Genomic DNA, 18,734 nt, shown 5'->3' on the forward strand with positions numbered 1-18,734 from the left:
ACGACGACATGAGGACCCCCGGCCGGCGACCCCCGCGCCGGCCGGGTCCGGGAGCGGCCAGGGCCGGGGCGGCGGTCACCCTGCGCCGAAGCGCCTCCCCGCTGCGCCGGGTACGGGCCCCAACGCCTCGGCCTGGCTGCTCCCCCGCGATGACACCCGCTTCGACCACGAACTCATCGACGGCATGCGGCGCTTCGCCGGGTACACGCCCCGCTTCCACCCGTCCGACTTCCGCACGTACACCGAGGACGGCGTGGGCGCCCAGGAGCAACGGTTCCGGGCGACCGGCCAGTTGCCATCGTTCAGGAATGGCCGCTGACGACACAGAACACACCGCCTTCAGGATCTCGCAGAGTCACCATGCGCCCGAAAGCGGTGAGGCTCGGTTCGTCGATGGCTTGTCCGCCCAATTTTTCAGCCGTCTCCAGCGCGGCCTCCGTGTCCGGCACGGAGAAGAAGACGGTCCAGCGCGGCCTCAAACGAGGATCGGCCGTTGCCTCCACGGCCCCTCCGTACATCGTTGCCACCGTTGATCCTTGAAATTCGAGGACGACACGGTCCTCCTCCCAGCGGATGGCATACATGGGCGAGCGACGCCGGTCCCAGTCGAGGACGCCGTCGTAGAAGAATGCCGCATCGAAGGCATCCCTGGTGCGCAGTTCCACCCACACAGCAGTGCCGCCCACCAGCGGAGAAGGCTTGTCGCAGGTTGTCGTGCGGCATTCCCACAGGCCGAAGGCGGCCCCGGCAGGATCCGCCGCCAGGGCCAGGCGCCCGGCCTCGGATTCGAGGGGGCCCACCGCCACGGTACCGCCCCGCTCCTGGACACGGGCCGTTGCTGTATCGGCGCTTTCGATGCCGAAGTACGTGGTCCATGTGACAGGCAACTCCCATTCGGGCGCCACGGCGCTGATGCCGGCAATGACGGTCTCCCCGGCCAGGGCCCTGGCACAGTTGCCCCACCGCCCCTGGGCAGGCTCGAAATGCCAGCCCAGCAGCGGTCCGTAGAATTCCATTGCCGCGTCGATGCTCCTTGTCGTCAGACTGACCCACGAAGGCACACCTGGCAGGCAGGCGGTTCTGGTGCTGGGCACGGCGTTCTCCTCCACGGTGTCCTCTCGGGGATTTGAACACGCGGTTGTGCCGATTCCGACGAGGTTTCCGCGGGAGCCGACGCTCTACTTTGCGCTACATCTCCAGCTCACGCCCCGTATCGGACAACCGCAACCCGAATCCTGTCCCGGTGCCGCTCAGTTGAGCCGGCCCATTGCGGAAGGCGGCGGTCGGCACTGCTGCGACAGGAGCTGCGGGCCCCGGTTGCAAGCCCGGGCAAAAGAGCGTGAGCTGGGTAGGGAAGCAACTCCGCGCTCCAGGAGATGACGATCATGGGCAAGGCGAAGGCCAAGGCCAAACAGCTCAAGGGCACCATGCAGGAAACCGCCGGGCGCGTCACAGGTGACCCGAAGCGAGAGGCCCGGGGGCACGCCGAAAAGCTCGCCGGAAAGGCGCAGGAAGCAGCCTCCAAGGTCAAGAAGCTCGGCAAGTAGCGGGAGATGATGCGCAGCTCTCGTCACCACAGTGGTGACGAAAACCGTCATCAGGTGCTGCGCGGGTGAACCGCCGCAGAGGCCTTCCCTTGAAGGATCGCGATGCTGGCCTGATGGCGCAGACCACGAAGCTCAGGAGATCACCATGATCATCCTCGGGATCGTCTTGCTCATCGTCGGATTCCTGGTGGGGATCCATATACTGTGGACGATCGGCATCATTCTGGTCGTCATAGGCCTCGTTCTGTGGGTACTTGGGGCTGTCGGTCACGCTGTCGGCGGTCGACGTCACTATTGGTAGCAGGCGGTAGCAGACGAGGTGGTGCTCACGCCTCGGACCACGGCGCGGCAAGGCGGGCAGTGCACTCCGGCGTCAGCGCGTGGACGAAGGCCTGCGGAAGGTTGCCGCGCATCTGGCGCTGGGCGATGTCGTACTCCTCGGAGTACAGCCCGGCCGGGCCGCACGCGGCACGGTTCCGCTCGAACCAGCGGAACACCTCCACCTCCCGGTCACCCCACGGGACGACGCCCAGCCGGCCCAGGACGAAGAGCCCCCGTCGGCGGGCCTCGCAGGTCTGGAGGAGCCGTTGGTCCGGCAGATCCGGCGTCGGGGCGAGATCACCGCGCTCGGTGCGACGACCGCCTGACTGTTCGGCGCCATCACGCCCGGCTCCGCCCGGCGCACGAGCACCATGGCGCTGTGCGGCGTGGTCGACGCCCAGCTCGCCCAGACCCTGACGGAAGACGGCACAGCCGCCTGGTCCGAGGCACCGCCCTCGGCTCCGCCGCTGCGCCGGCCGCCCTCATCGAGACTCCGGGCGTCAGCCGCCTCTTCGGCTGCAGACCACTGAGACCGGTGGCCGTAGCAGGCCTGCCCCTACCGCGCCGGGCACTCCCTCGTCACCTCACGCGCCCCGGACTTGCCCCTCGTGCTGCGCTCGGCGAGGCGCCAGACTGTGGCCCCTCGCCGCTCCCCGTTTTCGGAGAGCGGGCCCTGCACGGCGTACCCAAGGGGAGGATCGGTGAAGGTCGGTTCCTGGAACGAGTGGGATCCGCTGAAGCACGTCGTCGTCGGCCGGGCCGACGGCACCATGGTGCAGGCCCCCGAGCCGGCGGTTGTCCGGGACTGGCCCGAACACGGCTTTCCCCGCGGAACGCACGGACCGTTGCCCGAGGAGATGACGTCCGCGGCCAACGAGCAGCTGGACGCCTTCGCCCGAGTCCTCGAAGCACGCGGCATCCGGGTCGACCGGCCCCGGACGCTGGACTTCGGTCAGCCGACCGCCACTCCTGAGTGGGCACAGCAGAGCATGTTCGGTGCCATGCCGGTCCGCGACGTCCTGGTGGTGATCGGGAACGAGCTGCTGGAGGCGACGATGTCGTTCCGCAGCCGCTGGTTCGAGTACCTGGCCCACCGGCCGTTGATCGAGGCCTGGTTCCGCGCCGACCCGGACATGCGCTGGGAGGCGGCTCCCAAGCCCCGGCTGACCGACGCGTCGTACCGGCCGGACTTCTGGGAGGAGTTCGGGGCCCTGCCGTTCGAGGAGCAGATCGCCCGGGTCAGGGCCGGGGAGCTGCTGCTGACCGAGGCCGAGCCGCTCTTCGACGCCGCCGACATCGCCCGCTGCGGCAAGGACCTGTTCGTCCAGCAGTCCCTCGCCACCAACGCTGCAGGGATCCGCTGGCTCCGGCAGCACCTGCCGGAGCACCGCGTGCACGGGGTGACGTTCGGGAACACGCACCCCATGCACATCGACGCCACCTGGGTGCCGTTGCGCCCCGGACTCGTCCTGCACTGCGCCGAGCGGCCGGCCGAGGAGGAGCTGTTGCACCACCTCAAGGTCAACGACTGGCAGGTCGTCCCGGCCGCCACCCCCGGGCGCACGGATCCGCCGCCACTGTCCGCGTGCAGCCGCTGGCTGTCGATGAACGTGCTGGTCCTGGACCCCGGAACGGTCTGCGTGGAAGCGAGCGAGACCGCTCAGATGGAACAGCTCGACCGGCTGGGCTTCGAGGTCGTCCCGGTACCGTTCTGGGACGTGGCTCCCTTCGGCGGCGGACTGCACTGTGCCACGCTCGACGTACACCGCGAAGGCGTACTCGAGGACTATTTCCCCAGGCGGTCCGGCCGATTCTGAGACCGGGAGTCAGTGCCCGTGGTGGATGTCCTCGGTGATGCAGGTGGTGTCGCTCAATACCGCGACGTTGGGGTTGCCGCAGTTGTTGCTGTGCCCGGTCGCGTTCCAGGCGGCGACGTTGGACAGCAGCCCGCCGCACTGATTGGCGTGGCCCGTACTGGTGCTGCTGCCCAGCACCGACAGGACACTGCCCGCAATGTCCTCACCGCCCTTGCCCTTGCCCGCGTGGGCGTAGGCCGCACTTCCTCCTCCGCACACGGTGATCGCCGAAATGGCCGGCGCGGCCAGGATCCTGGCACCACGAGTCATGGTGACCACCCCTTTCCGCTGAGTGTCCCCGAGTTCCGAGTTGAGCGGACCGCCCTGCGTGGTCCGCTTGCACCAACCTCCGAAGTTCGGAAGAGACACGCCTCCGCGCGAGCCGCCTCCGCCGACGGCAACGGTCATTGGCAGAGAGGCAGTTGAGTCACCTCACCTGCGCGGCAAAGGCCTCGTACGCCCGCTCGTCGAAGAGCACGAAGCGGACCTCCTCCACCCGCGTCTCCGCCTGCTGCACCGCCTCGACCGCGATGCGGGCCGCATCCTCCATCGGCCAGCCGTAGATGCCCGTCGAGATCGCGGGTATGGCCACCGTCTTCGCACCCAGTTCGTCCGCCACCCGCAGGGACTCGCGGTGGCAGGACGCCAGCAGTTCCGACCGGTCCTCCGACGCCGACCACACCGGCCCCACCGTATGGATCACCCATCGCGCCGGAAGCCGGCCCGCCGTCGTCGCCACCGCCCGGCCCGTGGGCAGGCCCTTGCCGTACTGCGCTGCGCGCAGTTCGCGGCAGGCGGCGAGGATGTCGGGGCCGCCCTTGCGGTGGATGGCGCCGTCGACGCCGCCTCCGCCGAGGAGCGAGGAGTTCGCGGCGTTGACGATGACGTCGACGTGCTGTTCGGTGATGTCGCCCTGCACGAGGGTGATGGTGGTGGCCATGGGGTCATGATGCCCTGTCATGACACGGTCTCGTGGAGGTACGTCCCGGCCACCGCGCAGTGCACCGCGACGCCGACCGCCAACGCGTTCTCGTCGTACACCACCTTGTCGGAGTGGTTGTCGGGAGCCGTCCCCGGTGTGCTGTCCGGCGGGCAGGCGCCCAGGAACGCCATGGCGCCGGGGACGCGTTGCAGGACGTACGCGAAGTCCTCGCCGCCCATGGTGGGGTGCGGGAGGTCGTGGATCGCCGACGGGCCGAGGGTGTCGGTGACGGCGCGGCGCACGGTGGCGGTGAAGGCGGGGTCGTTGTGCACCGGGGGGTAGCCCTCGGGGAGGTCGACGTCGGCGGTCATGCCGTGGGCCGCGGCCACGCCGTGGGCCACCCTGGTGATTCCTTCGCGCACGGCGCGGCGGCCCGTCCCGGTGAGGGTGCGGTAGGTGCCGGTGAGTTCGGCGGTCTCGGGGATGACGTTGGAGGCCCGTCCCGCCGTGATCGTGGTGATGGTGAGGACGGCGGGGTCGAAGACGGGGACGGTCCGGGTGACCATCGTCTGCAGGGCCTGGACGATTTCGCAGGCGACGGGGACGGGGTCGAGCACCTTGTGCGGGCCGGCCGCGTGTCCGCTTCTGCCGCGGACGGTGATGCGTACGGTGTCGGCGGCGGCGTACTGGGCGCCGGGGCGGAGGTGGAGCGTTCCCGTCTCGTTGCGGGCGTTGATGTGCAGGGCGAAGGCGGCGTCGACCGGTCGGCCGTCCGGGCCGTTCAGGACTCCCTCCTCGATCATCGGGAGGGCGCCGCCGCCGAGTTCCTCGGCCGGCTGGAACATGAAGACCACGCGGCCCGGCAGCCGGTCGCGGCGGGCCGCGAGCAGCCGTGCCGCGCCGATGAGCATGGCGGTGTGCGTGTCGTGGCCGCACGCGTGCATGACGCCGGGGAGTTCGGAGGCGAAGTCGAGTCCGGTGTCCTCCTGTTGGGGCAGTGCGTCCATGTCGGCGCGCAGCAGGACGGTCCGTCCGGGGCGGTGTCCTTCGAGGACGGCCACCACGGAGCTGAGCTTCTTGCCGACGCTCACCGTCAGGTCCAGACCGTCAAGTGCGCCCAGCACCGTCTGCTGGGTGCGCGGCAGGTGCGTGCCCACTTCCGGTGCGCGGTGGATGCGTCGCCGTAGCGCCACGATCTCCGGCAGCAACTTCCGTGCCTCGGCCGCCAGTTCGATACCCGGTGTCCGCATGCTCGTCATGGTCCCCTATGGCGGCGGTCCGTGTCACCCATGGTCGCGGGCGTCGCTCCCGGGCTGGAGGTCCGTGGTCGACCAGGCCGCTCCCCGGCGGACCGGGACCCGGCCGGGCGGCTGTTCGGGGGCGGGGCCGGGGGTCAGGGCCGGCACCCGGCGGGACTGCGGCTCACCGGGCGGCACGGTGAGCGTCTCGTCGCAGTGCCGGATGGTCAGGGCCTCCCCGTCGAGCAGGGTGTACGTCGCTGTCGTCCCGGTGATCTCCACGCGCAGCCGTCGTCCCCTGACCTGGACGACGAAGGCGAGACGGCCCAGCTGCTCGGGGAGCCGGGGAGCGAAGGCGAGGTCGCCGCCGTAGTGGTCGCGCATGCCGCCGAAGCCCATGACGAGGGCGAACCAGGTGCCGGCGAGGGAGGCGATGTGGAGTCCGTCGCGGGTGTTGCCCTCCAGGTCGAAGAGGTCCATCATCGCCGCTTCGCCCAAGTAGTCGTAGGCGAGGCGCATATGGCCGACTTCGGCCGCCATCGCCGCCTGGCTGCAGGCGGACAGCGACGAGTCGCGGACCGTCAGCTGCTCGTAGTAGGCGAAGTTGCGCTCCTTCTGCTCCTGGGTGAAGGCGTGGCCCCGGAGCACCATGGCGAGGACGAGGTCGGCCTGTTTGACGACCTGTTTGCGGTAGAGGTCGAAGTAGGGGAAGTTGAGCATGAGCGGGTACTGGTCCTCGTGGGTGTGCGCGAAGTCCCACACCTTGTGCCCGGTGAAGCCGTTGGACTGTTCGTGGACGCCGAGTTCGGCGTTGTAGGGCAGGGTCATGCGCTCGGCGGCGTCGCGCCAGGCGGCGGTCTCCTCGTCGTCGACGCCCAGGGTGTCCGCGATGTCCGGGTGGCGCTCGGCGGCGTCCGCGGCGGCCCGCAGATTGTTCTGGGCCATCAGGTTCGTGTAGAGGTTGTCGTCGGCGATGGCGCTGTACTCGTCCGGGCCGGTGACGCCGTCGACGTGGAAGTCGCCGTGGTGGTCGTGGTGGCCCAGTGACCGCCACAGCCGTGCGGTCTGCACGAGCAGGGGAAGGCCGACCTCCTTCTCGAAGGTCTGGTCGCCGGTGGCGGCGGTGTAGCGCACGACGGCGTCGGCGATGTCGGCGTTGATGTGGAAGGCGGCGGTTCCTGCGGGCCAGTAGGCGGAGCATTCGTCGCCGTTGATGGTGCGCCAGGGGAACGCGGCGCCCTTCAGGCCCAGTTGGCGGGCGCGTTCCTGTGCTGCGGGCAGGGTGCTGTGGCGCCAGCGCAGGGCCTGTTCCACCGCCTGGGGTGCGGTGTAGGTGAGGACGGGCAGGACGAAGGACTCGGTGTCCCAGAAGCAGTGGCCGTCGTAGCCGGGTCCGGTGAGCCCCTTGGCCGGCAGGGCACGGGCCTCGCCGCGGGCGCCGGCCTGGAGGACGTGGAAGAGGGCGAAGCGCACGGCCTGCTGGATCTCGGCGTCGCCGGCGACCTCGACGTCGGCGCGGGACCAGAAGTCGTCGAGGAACCGGCGCTGTTCGTCGAGCAGCCCCGCCCAGCCGGTGCTCTTGGCCCCGGCGAGGGCGGCGTCCACCTGGTCGTGCACGGCGGACACCGAGCGGGCGGCCGACCAGCCGTGGGCGACGAACTTCTCCACGCGCAGCCGCTGTCCGGAGCCCAGCTGCGAGGTGACGGTGAGCCGGACGAGGTTGCCACCGGGCTCGGCCTCGGCGGACAGCTCGGTCTTCTCGGGTCCGTCCACCACATGGTCGGCGGACACCGCGATCTTGAGGCCGCTGCGGGCCGTGCAGTGCAGCAGCCGCATCCGTGAGCCGCTTGCGGCGTGCTGCTCGGGCACCAGCGGATCCTTCATCAGAGCGGCCGTGCGGGGGTCCGCCCCGTTCTCGGGCAGCGCCTCGTTGGCGACCAGTTCCGACTGGATGACGATGCGCACGTCCCCGTCGAGCGGTTCCACCTCGTAGGCGATGGCCCCGACGGCACGCTGGGTGAAGGAGACGAGCCGGGTCGAGCGCACCCGGACGCTGCGGCCGCTGGGCGAGGTCCATTCGGCGGTGCGGTGCAGCAGGCCGGTGCGGAAGTCCAGGATCCGCTCGTGATGGTTAAGCTTCCCGTAGCGCAGGTCGAAGGGCTCGTCGTCGACGAGGAGCCGGATCACCTTGCCGTTGGTGACGTTGATGACGGTCTGCCCGGACTCGGGATAGCCGTAGCCAGCCTCCGCGTAGGGCAGCGGGTGGAACTCGAAGACGCCGTTGAGGTAGGAGCCCGGCAGGCCGTGGGGCTCCCCCTCGTCGAGGTTGCCGCGCCAGCCGACGTGCCCGTTGGCGAGGGCGAAGACCGATTCGCTCTGCGAGAGCACGTCGAGGTTGAGCTCGGTCTCGCGCAGGCTCCACGGTTCGACGAGGTAGGCGGGGTGGGTGATCACGCGGTCTCTCCCAGCAGTTCGGCGAGGTCCTGCACGACGGTGTCGGCGCCGTGCCGGCGCAGGGCGTCGGCCTGGCCGGCGCGGTCGACGCCGACGACGAAGCCGAAGTTCCCGGAGCGGCCGGCCTCCATGCCGGCCAGGGCGTCCTCGAAGACGGCGGCCTCGGCCGGGGCGACCCCCAGCTCCCGGGCGGCGGCGAGGAAGGTGTCGGGGCGGGGCTTGCCCGGCAGGTGCCGTTCGGCCGCCACGACGCCGTCGATCCGCACCTCGAAGAGGTCGTCGATGCCGGCCGCGATCAGCACGTCGTGGCAGTTGGCGCTGGAGGAGACCACGGCGCGCCGCAGCCCGGCGTCCCGTGCGGCGTGGACGTAGCGGACCGATCCGGGGTAGGCGTCGACGCCCATCTCCTTGATCTTCTGCAGGACGAGGGCGTTCTTGCGGTTGCCGATGCCGTGGACGGTGTCGCGCTCGGGAGGATCGTCGTCACCGCCCTCGGGGAGCGAGATGCCGCGCGAGGCGAGGAAGGAGCGCACGCCGTCGGCTCTCGGCCTGCCGTCGACGTACTCGTCGTAGTCGGCGACGGCGTCGAACGGCCGGAAGCCGGGGCCGTCGCGCCGGGCGAGGAAGGCGTCGAAGGTCTCCTTCCAGGCGGCGGCGTGCACCGTGGCGGTCTGGGTGAGCACTCCGTCGAGGTCGAAGAGGCAGGCGCGGACGGGTTCGGGCAGGCCTAGGGTCGTGGTCACGCTTCTTCCCCTTTCCAGGGATGGTCGAGTGCCTTCCCTCGACGGGGGCGAATCACTCGTTCAGCGGTTTCCGCGATGCCGTGACGGACCCGGACCGGGGCGCCCGTCTGCACCCGGTCCTTATGGCCTGTTGACACGTACGCCCTGATCTCTAGTCCTTTCACTAGTTTTGGCGCCAAAGTCTCATCTCCTCCCTTCTTCGCCGTTAGCGTTTTCGTGCATACAGCAACAAGTGACGTAGTTTTTCAGCCAGTTGAGGACGAATCACATGCACGCTCGCCCGCTGTACCCGCTCAGCGCCCACCAACGGGACATCTGGTTCTCGGACGCCCTGATACCGGATTCGCCGCAGTACTCGATCGTGCTGCGCGAGAAGTTCTCCGGGGACCTCGACCTGGAGGCCCTGAAGGCTGCTGTCGAGTACGTGCTGGCGCACAACGATGCGTTCCGGATCCGCATCGACAGTGCCGACGGGGAGCCCCACCAGTGGCTGGATCCCGGGGAGCCGGAGCTGGCGGTGCTGGATTTCCGGGCCGAGAGCGACCCGGAGGCGGCCTGCCTGGCCTGGGCCGACGAGCGCAGGACGGTGCGGCTGCCGGTCCCGGGCGAGCGGCTCTACGACGCCGTCCTGTTGCGTGCGAGCGACACCGAGGTGTATTTCCAGCTCACGGCCCATCACCTGATCTCGGACGGCTGGTCGCTGAGCGAGACCAGGAAGCAGGTCCGGGACCGCTACACGGAGACGGTTCGGGGCGAGGCGGGCGCGGGCCCCGCCGTGCCGTCGTTCGTGGACTGCATCAACGCGGACACCCGCTATCGCGCCTCCGAGTCCTTCGCACAGGACCGGCAGTTCCTCGCCTCCGCCCTGTCCGGCGCCGAACCCCGGCTCTTCGCCCGGAAGAAGCCCACCGCGCCGCTCGGCCACCGCACCTCCTTCGTCATCGAAGGCAAGGTGATCGACCGGATCCTGGCGGACGGCAACTCACCGTTCTCCGTCATCGCAGCGGCCTTCGGCGCCTGCCTCGCGCGGGCGCACCAGGCCGACGAGGTGACGCTGGGCGTGGCCGTGCTGAACCGGCACTCCGCCGAGGAGCGGCAGGCGCTCGGCTTGTTCGCCAATGTACTGCCGCTGCGTGTTCCGGCCGGCGGCAGTCGGTCGATGTCCGAAGTGGCCGATCAGGTGCGGACGTCGGTGCGCGGGCTCCAGGAGCACCAGCGGCTCCCGCTCTCGGACGTGTTGCGCGACTGGCGGTCGTCCGGGCGTTCCGGTGCGCTGTTCGACGTGACGATCAGCTATCTGCACTTCCCGGAGCCGCCGCGTGTGCCGGGTCTGTCGGTGGACACGCACATGGCGTTGGAGCTCCTCGACGGCAATGCGCTCGCGATCGTCGTCCACGCCGGTGAGGGCGCCGGCGAGGTGAAGGTCGACCTGGTGTACGCCGCCGATGTCTTCGACGACGACTTCCCCATGGCCGAGGTCGTCCAGGCGGTGCAGGCGCTGATCAGGCAGGGAGTCGACCTGCCGGACGCCCCGGTCGGCACGCTGCCCGCGCTGGCCGGCGTACGGATCGCGCCGCACACCGGTGTACAGGCGGCCGAGGAGCGCCTGCCGGAGTCCGGTGACTCCGGAGACGGCACCCCGCGCACCACGATGGAGGCCGAGCTCGCCGCGGTCTGGGCGGAAGTGCTGGACCTGCCCTCGGTCGGCATCCACGACAACTACTTCGTGCTCGGCGGCGATTCGATCACGATGCTGAAGATCCGCGCCGGGGGCGAGCGCAGGGGCATCCGCTTCTCCGTCACCGACATCATCACGGGCCCGACGGTGGCGGAGCTGGCCGCACGGGCGGTCCTGCACTCCGAGGACGCGCCGGAGACGCCCACCGTGGCGCCGCTGGAGCTGGTTCCGGCCGTGGACCGCGGACGGCTCGGCGCCTTCGAGGACGCCTTCCCACTGTCCCGGGCGCAGCTCGGGCTGCTCTACCACAGCCGCAGGCACGAGAACTCGGCCATGTACAACGACGTGTTCCAGTACTCGGTCGCCGTGGCCTGGGACGAGGAGGAGTTCCGGGCGGCCTTCGCCAGGCTGGTCCGGCGCCATCCGGTCCTGCGGTCCTCGTTCGACCTGGCCTCCTACTCCCAGCCGCTGCAGCTCGTGCACCACCAGGTGCAGGACGGGCTGAACGTCGTGGACCTGCGCGCCCTGCCCGAGGCCGAAGCCGCCGCCGCCATCCGGTCGCACGTCGGGGAACGGCGCTTCGTCCGGTACGAGTTCGAGCAGGCGCCCCTGTACCTGTTCCAGGCCCACGTCCGCGACGACGCGGTCGAGCTGGTGTTCAGCTTCCACCACGCGATCCTCGACGGCGGCAGCGTGGCGAACCTGATCACGGAGCTGTTCCAGGACTACGCGCACGGCATCGGTGCGGACGTCGCGGCGGTCCCGGACGGTGAACTGCCCTCGCCGGCCAACCACGTCCGCGACGAGCTGCTCGCCCTGGCGTCGGCGGACAGCCGGGAGTACTGGCGCAAGGCCCTGGACGGCGTGGCGGTGCCGCAGCTGGACGGCTTCCGCCTGTCCCGGGGCCCCGGCCGTGCGGAACTGGTCGTGCACAACGTCGAGTTGCCGGAGGCCGTGCAGGAGTCGGTCCGCCGGTTCGCCGAAGAGTACGAACTCCCGGTCAAGTCGGTGCTGTTCGCCGCCCACTGCCTCGCGCTGGGGTCGCACTTCTCCGCGGAGGACTACGTCACCGGCCTGGTCACGCACGGGCGGCCCGAGCTGCCCGACGCGGAGCGGATCGTCGGCCTGTTCCTCAACAGCATGCCGGTACGGGTGAACACCTCCGGGCTGACCTGGCTGGAGACCGTGCGCACGCTGTTCGCCCAGGAGCAGGACAGCCACCCCCACCGGCGCTATCCGCTGAGCGCGATCCAGGGCGACGACGGCGGGGAGTTCACCCTGGAGTCCGCCTTCAACTACGTCCACTTCCGCCAGCTGGCCTCGGTGCTGCGGCTGCCCCAGGTGCGGCTGCTGGACTTCCGGACGTGGGAGGAGACCAACTTCAAGATCCTGGTCAACGCCTACGTCGATCCGGTCGACGAGAACATCCGGCTGCGCGCCGACTTCGACGGGACCGTCTTCACCCCCGACCACGCCGAGCTGTTCGTCGACACCTATGTCCGGGTGCTGCAGCGGATGACCGAACACCCCCAGGAGACGGTGGACTTCGGGTTCCTGGCGCCCGGACCGGCCGCTGTGCCCCGCGTCGCCGAGGCGCGTCCGGACGTGGTCACCCTCTTCGCCGAGCAGGCCGCGCGCACGCCGGACGCCACCGCGGTGGCCTTCGACGGCGGCCGGTGGACCTACCGGGAGCTGCAGCAGGCCGCGGACCGGGTCACCGGTCACCTGCGGGCCGCCGGAACCGGCACCGGCGACCGGGTCGCCGTCGCCCTGGACAGGTCGCCGGAGCTGATCGCGGTGGTCCTGGGCATCGCCCGGGCAGGTGCGGCCTGTGTCCCGCTGGACACGAGCTACCCGGTGGAGCGCCTTCGCCTGATGCTGGCGCAGGCCCGCCCCGTCCGCGTCATCGCCGGCCACGAGCACGCCCACCTCGTCGACACCCCGGAAACCCTGCTGCCGGTGGAGGCCGTCACCGGCCGGGACCACCCCGGCGGGCAGGACCTGCCCCCGGTGGCCGTCTCCCCCCAGGACATCGCCTACGTGCTGTTCACCTCCGGCTCCACCGGGGAGCCCAAGGGCGTGCAGATGCCGCACCGTTCGCTGGCGAACCTGATCGCCTGGCAGAACAACGCGCCCGGCGGAGCACCCGGCGGCACGACGCTGCAGTTCGCGCCGCTGAGCTTCGACGTCTCCTTCCAGGAGATCTTCTCCACCCTGACCTCCGGCGGCACGCTCCGGCTGATCTCCGAGGCACAGCGCCGGGACGCCCGGGCCCTGCTCGAACTCGTCGACACCGCCGGGGTGGAACGGGTCTTCCTGCCCTACGTCGCGCTCCAGCAGCTCGCCGAGGTCTCGCACGCCCTCGGCCTGGTGCCGGGCCACCTGCGGGTCATCATCTCCTCGGGCGAGCAGCTGCGGGTGACCGAGGAGATCCGGCAGCTGTGCGCGGCGCTGCCCGGGGTGATCCTGGAGAACCAGTACGGCCCCACCGAGTCGCACGTGGTCACCAGCTTCAGCATGGCCGAGCCGGCGAGCGCGTTCCCCCGACTGCCGCCCATCGGCAGGCCGATCGCGGGCTGTGCCGTGCACGTGCTGGACGAGCAACTGCGACCGGTGCCGGTCGGGAGCCGGGGCGAGATCTATCTGGACGGTGCCTGCCTGGCCGACGGCTACACCGGCAGGCCGGAACTGACCGAGGAGCGCTTCCTGCCGCACCCGTTCGCCGGCGAGGGCCGCCTGTACCGCACCGGCGACCTCGGCCGGGTGCTGCCCGGCGGCGACATCGTCTGCCTCGGCCGGGCGGACTCGCAGGTGAAGGTGCGCGGTTTCCGCGTGGAGCCCGCCGAGGTCGAACTCACCATCACCGGCCGCCCGGACCGCTTCCCGGGCATCGGCGAGGTCGCGGTGGTGGCCCGCCGACGGGAGGGCACGGACGCCTTCCTCGCCGCCTTCCTGGTCCGTGACACCGGCGGGACGGCCCCGGCCGACCTGGAGCAGATCCGTGCCGAGCTGCGCCGCACCCTGCCCGAGCACCTGGTGCCCTCGCACCTCCAGTGGCTGCCCGCCCTGCCGCTCACTCCGAGCGGCAAGCGGGACGACGCGGCGTTGCGCCGCATCCCCCTGGAGACCGGGACGCCCGACGAGAGCGCCGCGCCGCGCGACGCGTACGAGCGGACGCTGGCGGAGATCCTGGCCGAACTGCTCCAGGTGTCCGGGGTCGGGGTGCACAGCGACTTCTTCGATCTGGGCGGCACGTCCCTGACCGCGATGCGCCTGATCGTGCTGATCAAGCAGCGGTACGGGGTGGACATCCCCATGTCGCGGTTCGTCACCACGCCCACGGTCGGCGGCCTGGCCGAACTCCTGCGCTCCGGCGGGGCGTCGGCCACGTTCGACCCGCTCGTGCCCTTCCGCACCGAAGGCACCCGTCCCCCGCTGTTCTTCGTGCACCCGGCGGGCGGCAACGTGCTGTGCTTCACGCAGCTGAACCGGCACCTCCCGGCCGACCAGCCGTTCTACGGCCTCCAGGCGGCCGGTACCGAACTGGGCAGCGAGCCGCTGCGGTCGGTGCAGGAACTGGCGAGCAGCTATCTGAAGGCGATCCGGAAGGTGCAGCCGGAGGGCCCGTACGCGCTGGGCGGCTGGTCCTTCGGCGGCTTCGTGGCGCTGGAGATGGCTCGGCAGCTCCAGCAGGAGGGCGAGCGGACCTCGAACGTGTTCCTGCTGGACACGGTCGCACTGACGCCCGGCAAGCTCACCACCATCGACGACGACGCCCTGCTGACCTGGTTCTTCTGGGAGCTGCTGTTCCTGGAGCTGGGCGGCGAGTCGCCGGCGGCGCTCATCCCGCAGGAACTGGACACCCTGGCCGAGAAGTTCGAGTTCATCGCGCAGCGCGGCGTGGAGCTGGGCGTTCTGCCGCCCGGCAGCTCGGCGGCGATCGTGCGCCGGCTCTTCGGTGTGTACGCGGCCAACTGGCAGGCGGCCCTGGACTACAGCAAGGAGACGTTCGACCTGGACTTCACCCTGATGCGCGCCACGCAGCCGCTGCCGCAGGTCCTGCTGGACATGCACACCACCGCGGGCACCCTGCACCGGGAGCCCGCCAACGGCTGGGGCGATCGCACCACCGGTGAACTCACCGTGGTCGAGGTCCCCGGCGACCACCTGCTGATCATGGAGGAGCCGTACGTTCCCGTGATGGCCGCGAAGATCATGCGGATGGTCGACGAGGCCGCCGGCGGTGCCCGGTGAGCCGGGGTCCGCTCAAGGCGATCGTCGTCGGCGCGGGCATCGGCGGCCTGACCACCGCCGTCGCCCTGCGCCGGGTCGGCATCGAGGTCGAGGTGTACGAGCGGGCCGCCGAGCTGCGGCCCAGGGGCTCCGCGCTCTCGGTGATGACCAACGCGGTCAACGCACTGGCGAGCCTGGGCATCGACCTGCACCTGGAGAAGTACGGCCGGCAGATCGAGCTGTTCCAGATCAGGACCGGCCGCGGCCGGCTGATCAGGACCAGGCCCTTCCCCGACGTCTGCCGCGACCTGGGCGCACCGAGCTTCTGCATCGGCCGCCCGGACCTCCAGAAGGCGCTGCTCGCCCAGGCCGGCGACTGCCGGATCGAACTGGGCGCGACGGTCACCGGGTTCCGGCACTCCGACGCCGGTGCCGAGGTCCGGTTCGCGGACGGGCGGGTGGCGCACGGTGACGTCCTGATCGGCGCGGACGGCTTCCACTCCGCCGTCCGGGGACAGCTGGCCGGGCTCGACGACGCCCGCGACGGCGGCTACGTGTGCTGGCTGGGGATCGTCCCCTTCTCCCACAGCCGCTTCCCCGGTGGCTACGTGGGCCACTACTGGGGCAACGGCCAGCGGTTCGGGCTGATCGACATCGGCCACGGCCGGGCGTACTGGTGGGGAACCAGGAACATGCCCCCCGAGGCCTCGCACCACTGGCGCGGCGGCAAGGAGGAGATCCTGCGCGCCTACGCGGGCTGGGCCGACGAGGTGCAGGAGGTCGTCCGGATCACGCCGGAGGAGGCCATCATCGCGGTCCCCGCGCAGGACCGGCCGTTCCTGGAGCGCTGGGGCGAGGGCCCGGTCACCCTGCTCGGCGACGCCGCGCACCCGATGCTGACCGCCCTCGGCCAGGGCGCCGCCGTGGCGATCGAGGACGCGGTCGTGCTGGCCACCTGCCTGAAGGAGGCGTCCGACCCCGTCCGGGGCCTGCGCCGGTACGAGGACGTGCGCCGCGAGCGGACCCGGCAGCTGGTGGTGGCCTCGCGGGCGGCCAGCGATGCCCAGCACCTGGAGAACCCGTTGCGCCGCACCGTCCGGGACCTCCGGCTGCGCTGCGCTCCGCGCCGGAGTCTGGTGGCCGGGGACACCGCCGTGCTCACCTTCCCGCCGGTCCCGGCGGTGGACCATGTCTGAGACCGTGTCCGGGAGGCCGGACATGACCGCCACGATTCCCGGGCTGTTCGGCCGGCAGGCGCGGCGCATCCCCGACCGGCCCGCGGTGACCTGCGGCGAGGAGACGATCACCTACGCGGCTCTCGACGCACGGTCCACCGGCCTCGCCGCCGCGCTGCGGGAACACGGTGTGCGCCCGGGCGACCGCGTCGGTGTGTGCCTGGCCCGCGGCATCGACCTCGTCGTCGCCCTGCTCGCGGTGCTCAAGGCGGGTGCCGCGTACGTGCCGCTGGATCCCGGATACCCGCCGCAGCGGCTGGCGTTCGTGGCGGAGGACACCGGGCTGACGGTGGCGGTCACCGACACGCAGGTCCCCGGCCTGACGTCGGTTCCCGTGACCGCCGCCGCCGGCCGCCCGGCCGGGGCGCTGCCGCTGCCGGAGCCCGACGCCGTGGCGTACGTCATCCACACGTCGGGCTCCACCGGGCGGCCCAAGGGCGTCCTGGTGCCGCACCGGAACGTGGCCGCGCTGCTGGCGGCCACGGCCGGGGAGTTCGGCTTCGGCCAGGACGACGTGTGGACGCTCTTCCACTCCTTCGCCTTCGACTACTCGGTGTGGGAGATCTGGGGGTGTCTGCTCACCGGCGGGCGCCTGGTGGTCGTGCCGCACTGGACCGCGCGCGATCCGGAGGCGTTCCACGCCCTGCTGGCGGCCGAGGGGGTGACCGTGCTGAGCCAGACGCCCTCGGCCTTCACCCCGCTGCTGCGCACGTCCGGGTTCGGCAACGGCGAACTACGCGTGCGGCTGCTGGTCTTCGGCGGTGAGCCTCTCGACACCCGTGTGCTGGTCCCGTGGTTCGAGCGCTATCCGGACGCGCGGGTGGAGAACATGTACGGCATCACCGAGACCACCGTGCACTGCACCCGGCGCACGCTCACCCTGCAGGACGCCCGGCAGGGCATCCGCTCGGTCGGGCGCGCGCTGCCGGGCTGGGCCCTGTACGTCCTGGACGAGCAGGGGCGGCAGACCGGCCCGGGGGTGCCCGGCGAGATCCACGTCGGCGGCGCCGGGGTGGCCGACGGCTACCTGAACCGGCCCGAGCTGACGGCGCAGCGGTTCCTCCCCGACACGATCACCGGCGGTGGCGGCCTGCTGTACCGCAGCGGTGACCGCGGGCGCGTGCTGGAGAACGGGGAGCTGGAGCACCTCGGCCGGCTCGACGACCAGGTCAAGATCCGTGGCCACCGGATCGAGCTCGGCGAGATCCGCGGCGCGCTGCTGGAGGACCCGCACGTCCGGGCCGCCGCCGCGGTGGTGCGGGACACCGCCGATCCGGCGAATGCCTGTGTGGACGCCTACGTGGTGACCGACCGGCCCGACGGCGTGCCGGCGCTCCGGGAGCGGCTGGCGCAGCAGTTGCCCGCCTACCTGGTGCCCGCCACGATCACCGCGGTCGACGCGTTCCCGCTGACGCCCAACGGCAAGATCGACACCGATCGGCTTCCCGCCCCCCGCACCCACGGGGCCGCTGTTCCGGTGGACACCGAGGCGGCGGATCCCGTGACCTCGCAACTGACCGGCATATGGCAGCGCCTGCTGGAGGAACCCGTCGGCCCGGAGGACAACTTCTTCGAACTGGGCGGCAACTCCCTGCTGTTCGCCCGTCTCGCCACGGAGATCCGGGAGGCGGGCCTGGGCCACGTGTCGCTGCGCGACCTGTATCTCACAGCCACCTTGCAGGACATGGCCAGGCTCATCCGGTCACGCGCGGACGCGGCCTGAACACAACGATCACGGGCTGCCGCCGCGCTGCCGGCGGCGGCCCGTTCACCCCACCGCGGAAAGGTAAGCACCCATGCCTGTCACACTTTTGTGCATCCCGTATGCCGGAGCCGGCGCCAGTCTCTTCCGCCGGTGGAAACGCCACCCCTTCCAGCACGTGGACGTGGCGGCGGTCCAACTGCCCGGCAGGGAGGAACTGTTCGCCGACGGCCCCTGCAGCAGCATGACCGAACTCGTCGACCTGTGTGCCGGACACATACGGGAGCTGCCCCGGGACGCACCGTTCGCACTCTTCGGACACAGCTTCGGCGCGCTCGTCGCCTACGAGACGGCACAGCGCCTGGCCGCCGAGGGACTGCGCCTGCCCAAACGCCTGATCGTGAGCGGCGCGGCCGCACCCTGGCTGCCCAGGCCGGTCACGGACGCCGACTCGCTGAGCGACGACCAGTTCGTCGCGCGGGTCCGCGACGTCGTGGGCTACGACCATCCCGCGCTGCACGACGCCGAGTTGCGCGGGCTGCTGCTGCCGTCTCTGCGGGCGGACCTGAGCATCAACGACCGGTACGCGCCCGGCTCCACCGACCCGCTGCCGGTCCCCCTCACCGTGCTGCGCGGATCCGACGACCGGTTGGTGTCCCGGCAGGACGTGGAGCTGTGGGCGAAGGCCGCCTCGCGGCCCACCGAACTGATCGAGCTGCCCGGCGACCACATGTACTTCTCCCTGGACCCGAAGCCGCTGCTCGCCGAACTCGACGCGGTGTTCGCCCGTTCCGCCGCCTGAACG

The 18,734-nt window shown here is 71.0% G+C and carries 13 protein-coding genes and 2 pseudogenes; 8 read left to right on the top strand and 7 right to left on the bottom strand.

Features of this window, described 5'->3' with window-relative positions; genetic code table 11:
• Positions 1 to 302: 302 nt before the first annotated feature.
• Positions 303 to 1,109 carry a VOC family protein gene (locus ACMATS_RS01520; RefSeq protein ID WP_414166555.1) on the bottom strand — a complete coding sequence of 269 codons (807 nt, stop codon included), beginning with the start codon at positions 1,107 to 1,109 and terminating at the stop codon, positions 303 to 305.
• 276 nt (positions 1,110 to 1,385) lie between these two features.
• Here ACMATS_RS01520 and ACMATS_RS01525 point away from each other — a divergent pair, with 276 nt between their 5' ends.
• Positions 1,386 to 1,547 carry a CsbD family protein gene (locus ACMATS_RS01525; RefSeq protein WP_391151849.1) on the top strand — a complete coding sequence of 54 codons (162 nt, stop codon included), beginning with the start codon at positions 1,386 to 1,388 and terminating at the stop codon, positions 1,545 to 1,547.
• Between the two features lie 145 nt (positions 1,548 to 1,692).
• On the top strand, positions 1,693 to 1,848 hold the full coding sequence (locus ACMATS_RS01530; RefSeq protein ID WP_414166556.1) for a DUF6131 family protein: 156 nt from the start codon (positions 1,693 to 1,695) through the stop codon (positions 1,846 to 1,848).
• A 25-nt stretch (positions 1,849 to 1,873) separates the two neighbouring features.
• Here ACMATS_RS01530 and ACMATS_RS01535 read toward each other — a convergent pair.
• Positions 1,874 to 2,056, bottom strand: a pseudogene (locus ACMATS_RS01535) (glycoside hydrolase family 15 protein); the annotation flags it as partial.
• On the opposite strand from ACMATS_RS01535, the pseudogene ACMATS_RS01540 reads away from it, so the two are divergent.
• Positions 2,057 to 2,421 (top strand): annotated as a pseudogene (locus ACMATS_RS01540) (hypothetical protein); the annotation flags it as partial.
• A gap of 148 nt (positions 2,422 to 2,569) precedes the next feature.
• Entirely contained in the window at positions 2,570 to 3,685 is a 1,116-nt protein-coding gene (locus ACMATS_RS01545; RefSeq protein WP_414166557.1) for a serine/threonine protein kinase, read from the top strand.
• Positions 3,686 to 3,694: 9 nt separating this feature from the next.
• On the opposite strand, the gene ACMATS_RS01550 is transcribed toward ACMATS_RS01545, so the two are convergent.
• The 5 genes from ACMATS_RS01550 to ACMATS_RS01570 all read right to left on the bottom strand — a co-directional run bounded on the left by ACMATS_RS01550 (position 3,695) and on the right by ACMATS_RS01570 (position 9,081).
• Complete coding sequence (locus ACMATS_RS01550) at positions 3,695 to 3,994, bottom strand: hypothetical protein (protein WP_414166558.1); 300 nt, start codon at positions 3,992 to 3,994, stop codon at positions 3,695 to 3,697.
• Between the two features lie 157 nt (positions 3,995 to 4,151).
• Positions 4,152 to 4,664, bottom strand: coding sequence for an O-acetyl-ADP-ribose deacetylase (locus ACMATS_RS01555; RefSeq protein WP_414166559.1), 513 nt, complete (start codon positions 4,662 to 4,664; stop codon positions 4,152 to 4,154).
• A 17-nt stretch (positions 4,665 to 4,681) separates the two neighbouring features.
• Positions 4,682 to 5,896 (bottom strand): M20 metallopeptidase family protein, encoded by a 1,215-nt coding sequence (locus ACMATS_RS01560; RefSeq protein ID WP_414166560.1) that lies wholly within the window; start codon positions 5,894 to 5,896, stop codon positions 4,682 to 4,684.
• 33 nt (positions 5,897 to 5,929) lie between these two features.
• A complete protein-coding gene (locus ACMATS_RS01565; protein ID WP_391151852.1) occupies positions 5,930 to 8,338 on the bottom strand; it encodes a glycoside hydrolase family 65 protein in 2,409 nt (802 codons plus the stop codon).
• Positions 8,335 to 9,081 (bottom strand): HAD family hydrolase, encoded by a 747-nt coding sequence (locus ACMATS_RS01570; RefSeq protein WP_414166561.1) that lies wholly within the window; start codon positions 9,079 to 9,081, stop codon positions 8,335 to 8,337. The genes ACMATS_RS01565 and ACMATS_RS01570 overlap by 4 nt, the downstream gene beginning before the upstream one ends.
• A 268-nt stretch (positions 9,082 to 9,349) precedes the next feature.
• On the opposite strand from ACMATS_RS01570, the gene ACMATS_RS01575 reads away from it, so the two are divergent.
• From ACMATS_RS01575 to ACMATS_RS01590, 4 genes are all read left to right on the top strand, one after another.
• Entirely contained in the window at positions 9,350 to 15,013 is a 5,664-nt protein-coding gene (locus ACMATS_RS01575) for an amino acid adenylation domain-containing protein (protein WP_414166562.1), read from the top strand.
• A complete protein-coding gene (locus tag ACMATS_RS01580) occupies positions 15,010 to 16,188 on the top strand; it encodes an FAD-dependent monooxygenase (protein WP_414166563.1) in 1,179 nt (392 codons plus the stop codon). The genes ACMATS_RS01575 and ACMATS_RS01580 overlap by 4 nt, the downstream gene beginning before the upstream one ends.
• 22 nt (positions 16,189 to 16,210) lie before the next feature.
• Positions 16,211 to 17,950 carry an amino acid adenylation domain-containing protein gene (locus ACMATS_RS01585; protein WP_414166564.1) on the top strand — a complete coding sequence of 580 codons (1,740 nt, stop codon included), beginning with the start codon at positions 16,211 to 16,213 and terminating at the stop codon, positions 17,948 to 17,950.
• A gap of 73 nt (positions 17,951 to 18,023) precedes the next feature.
• Positions 18,024 to 18,731, top strand: a complete 708-nt coding sequence (locus ACMATS_RS01590) for a thioesterase II family protein (protein ID WP_414166565.1) — start codon at positions 18,024 to 18,026, stop codon at positions 18,729 to 18,731.
• The last annotated feature ends 3 nt before the right edge of the window (positions 18,732 to 18,734 follow it).

Source organism: Streptoverticillium reticulum (assembly GCF_047456005.1).
GTDB lineage: Bacteria > Actinomycetota > Actinomycetes > Streptomycetales > Streptomycetaceae > Streptomyces > Streptomyces reticulum.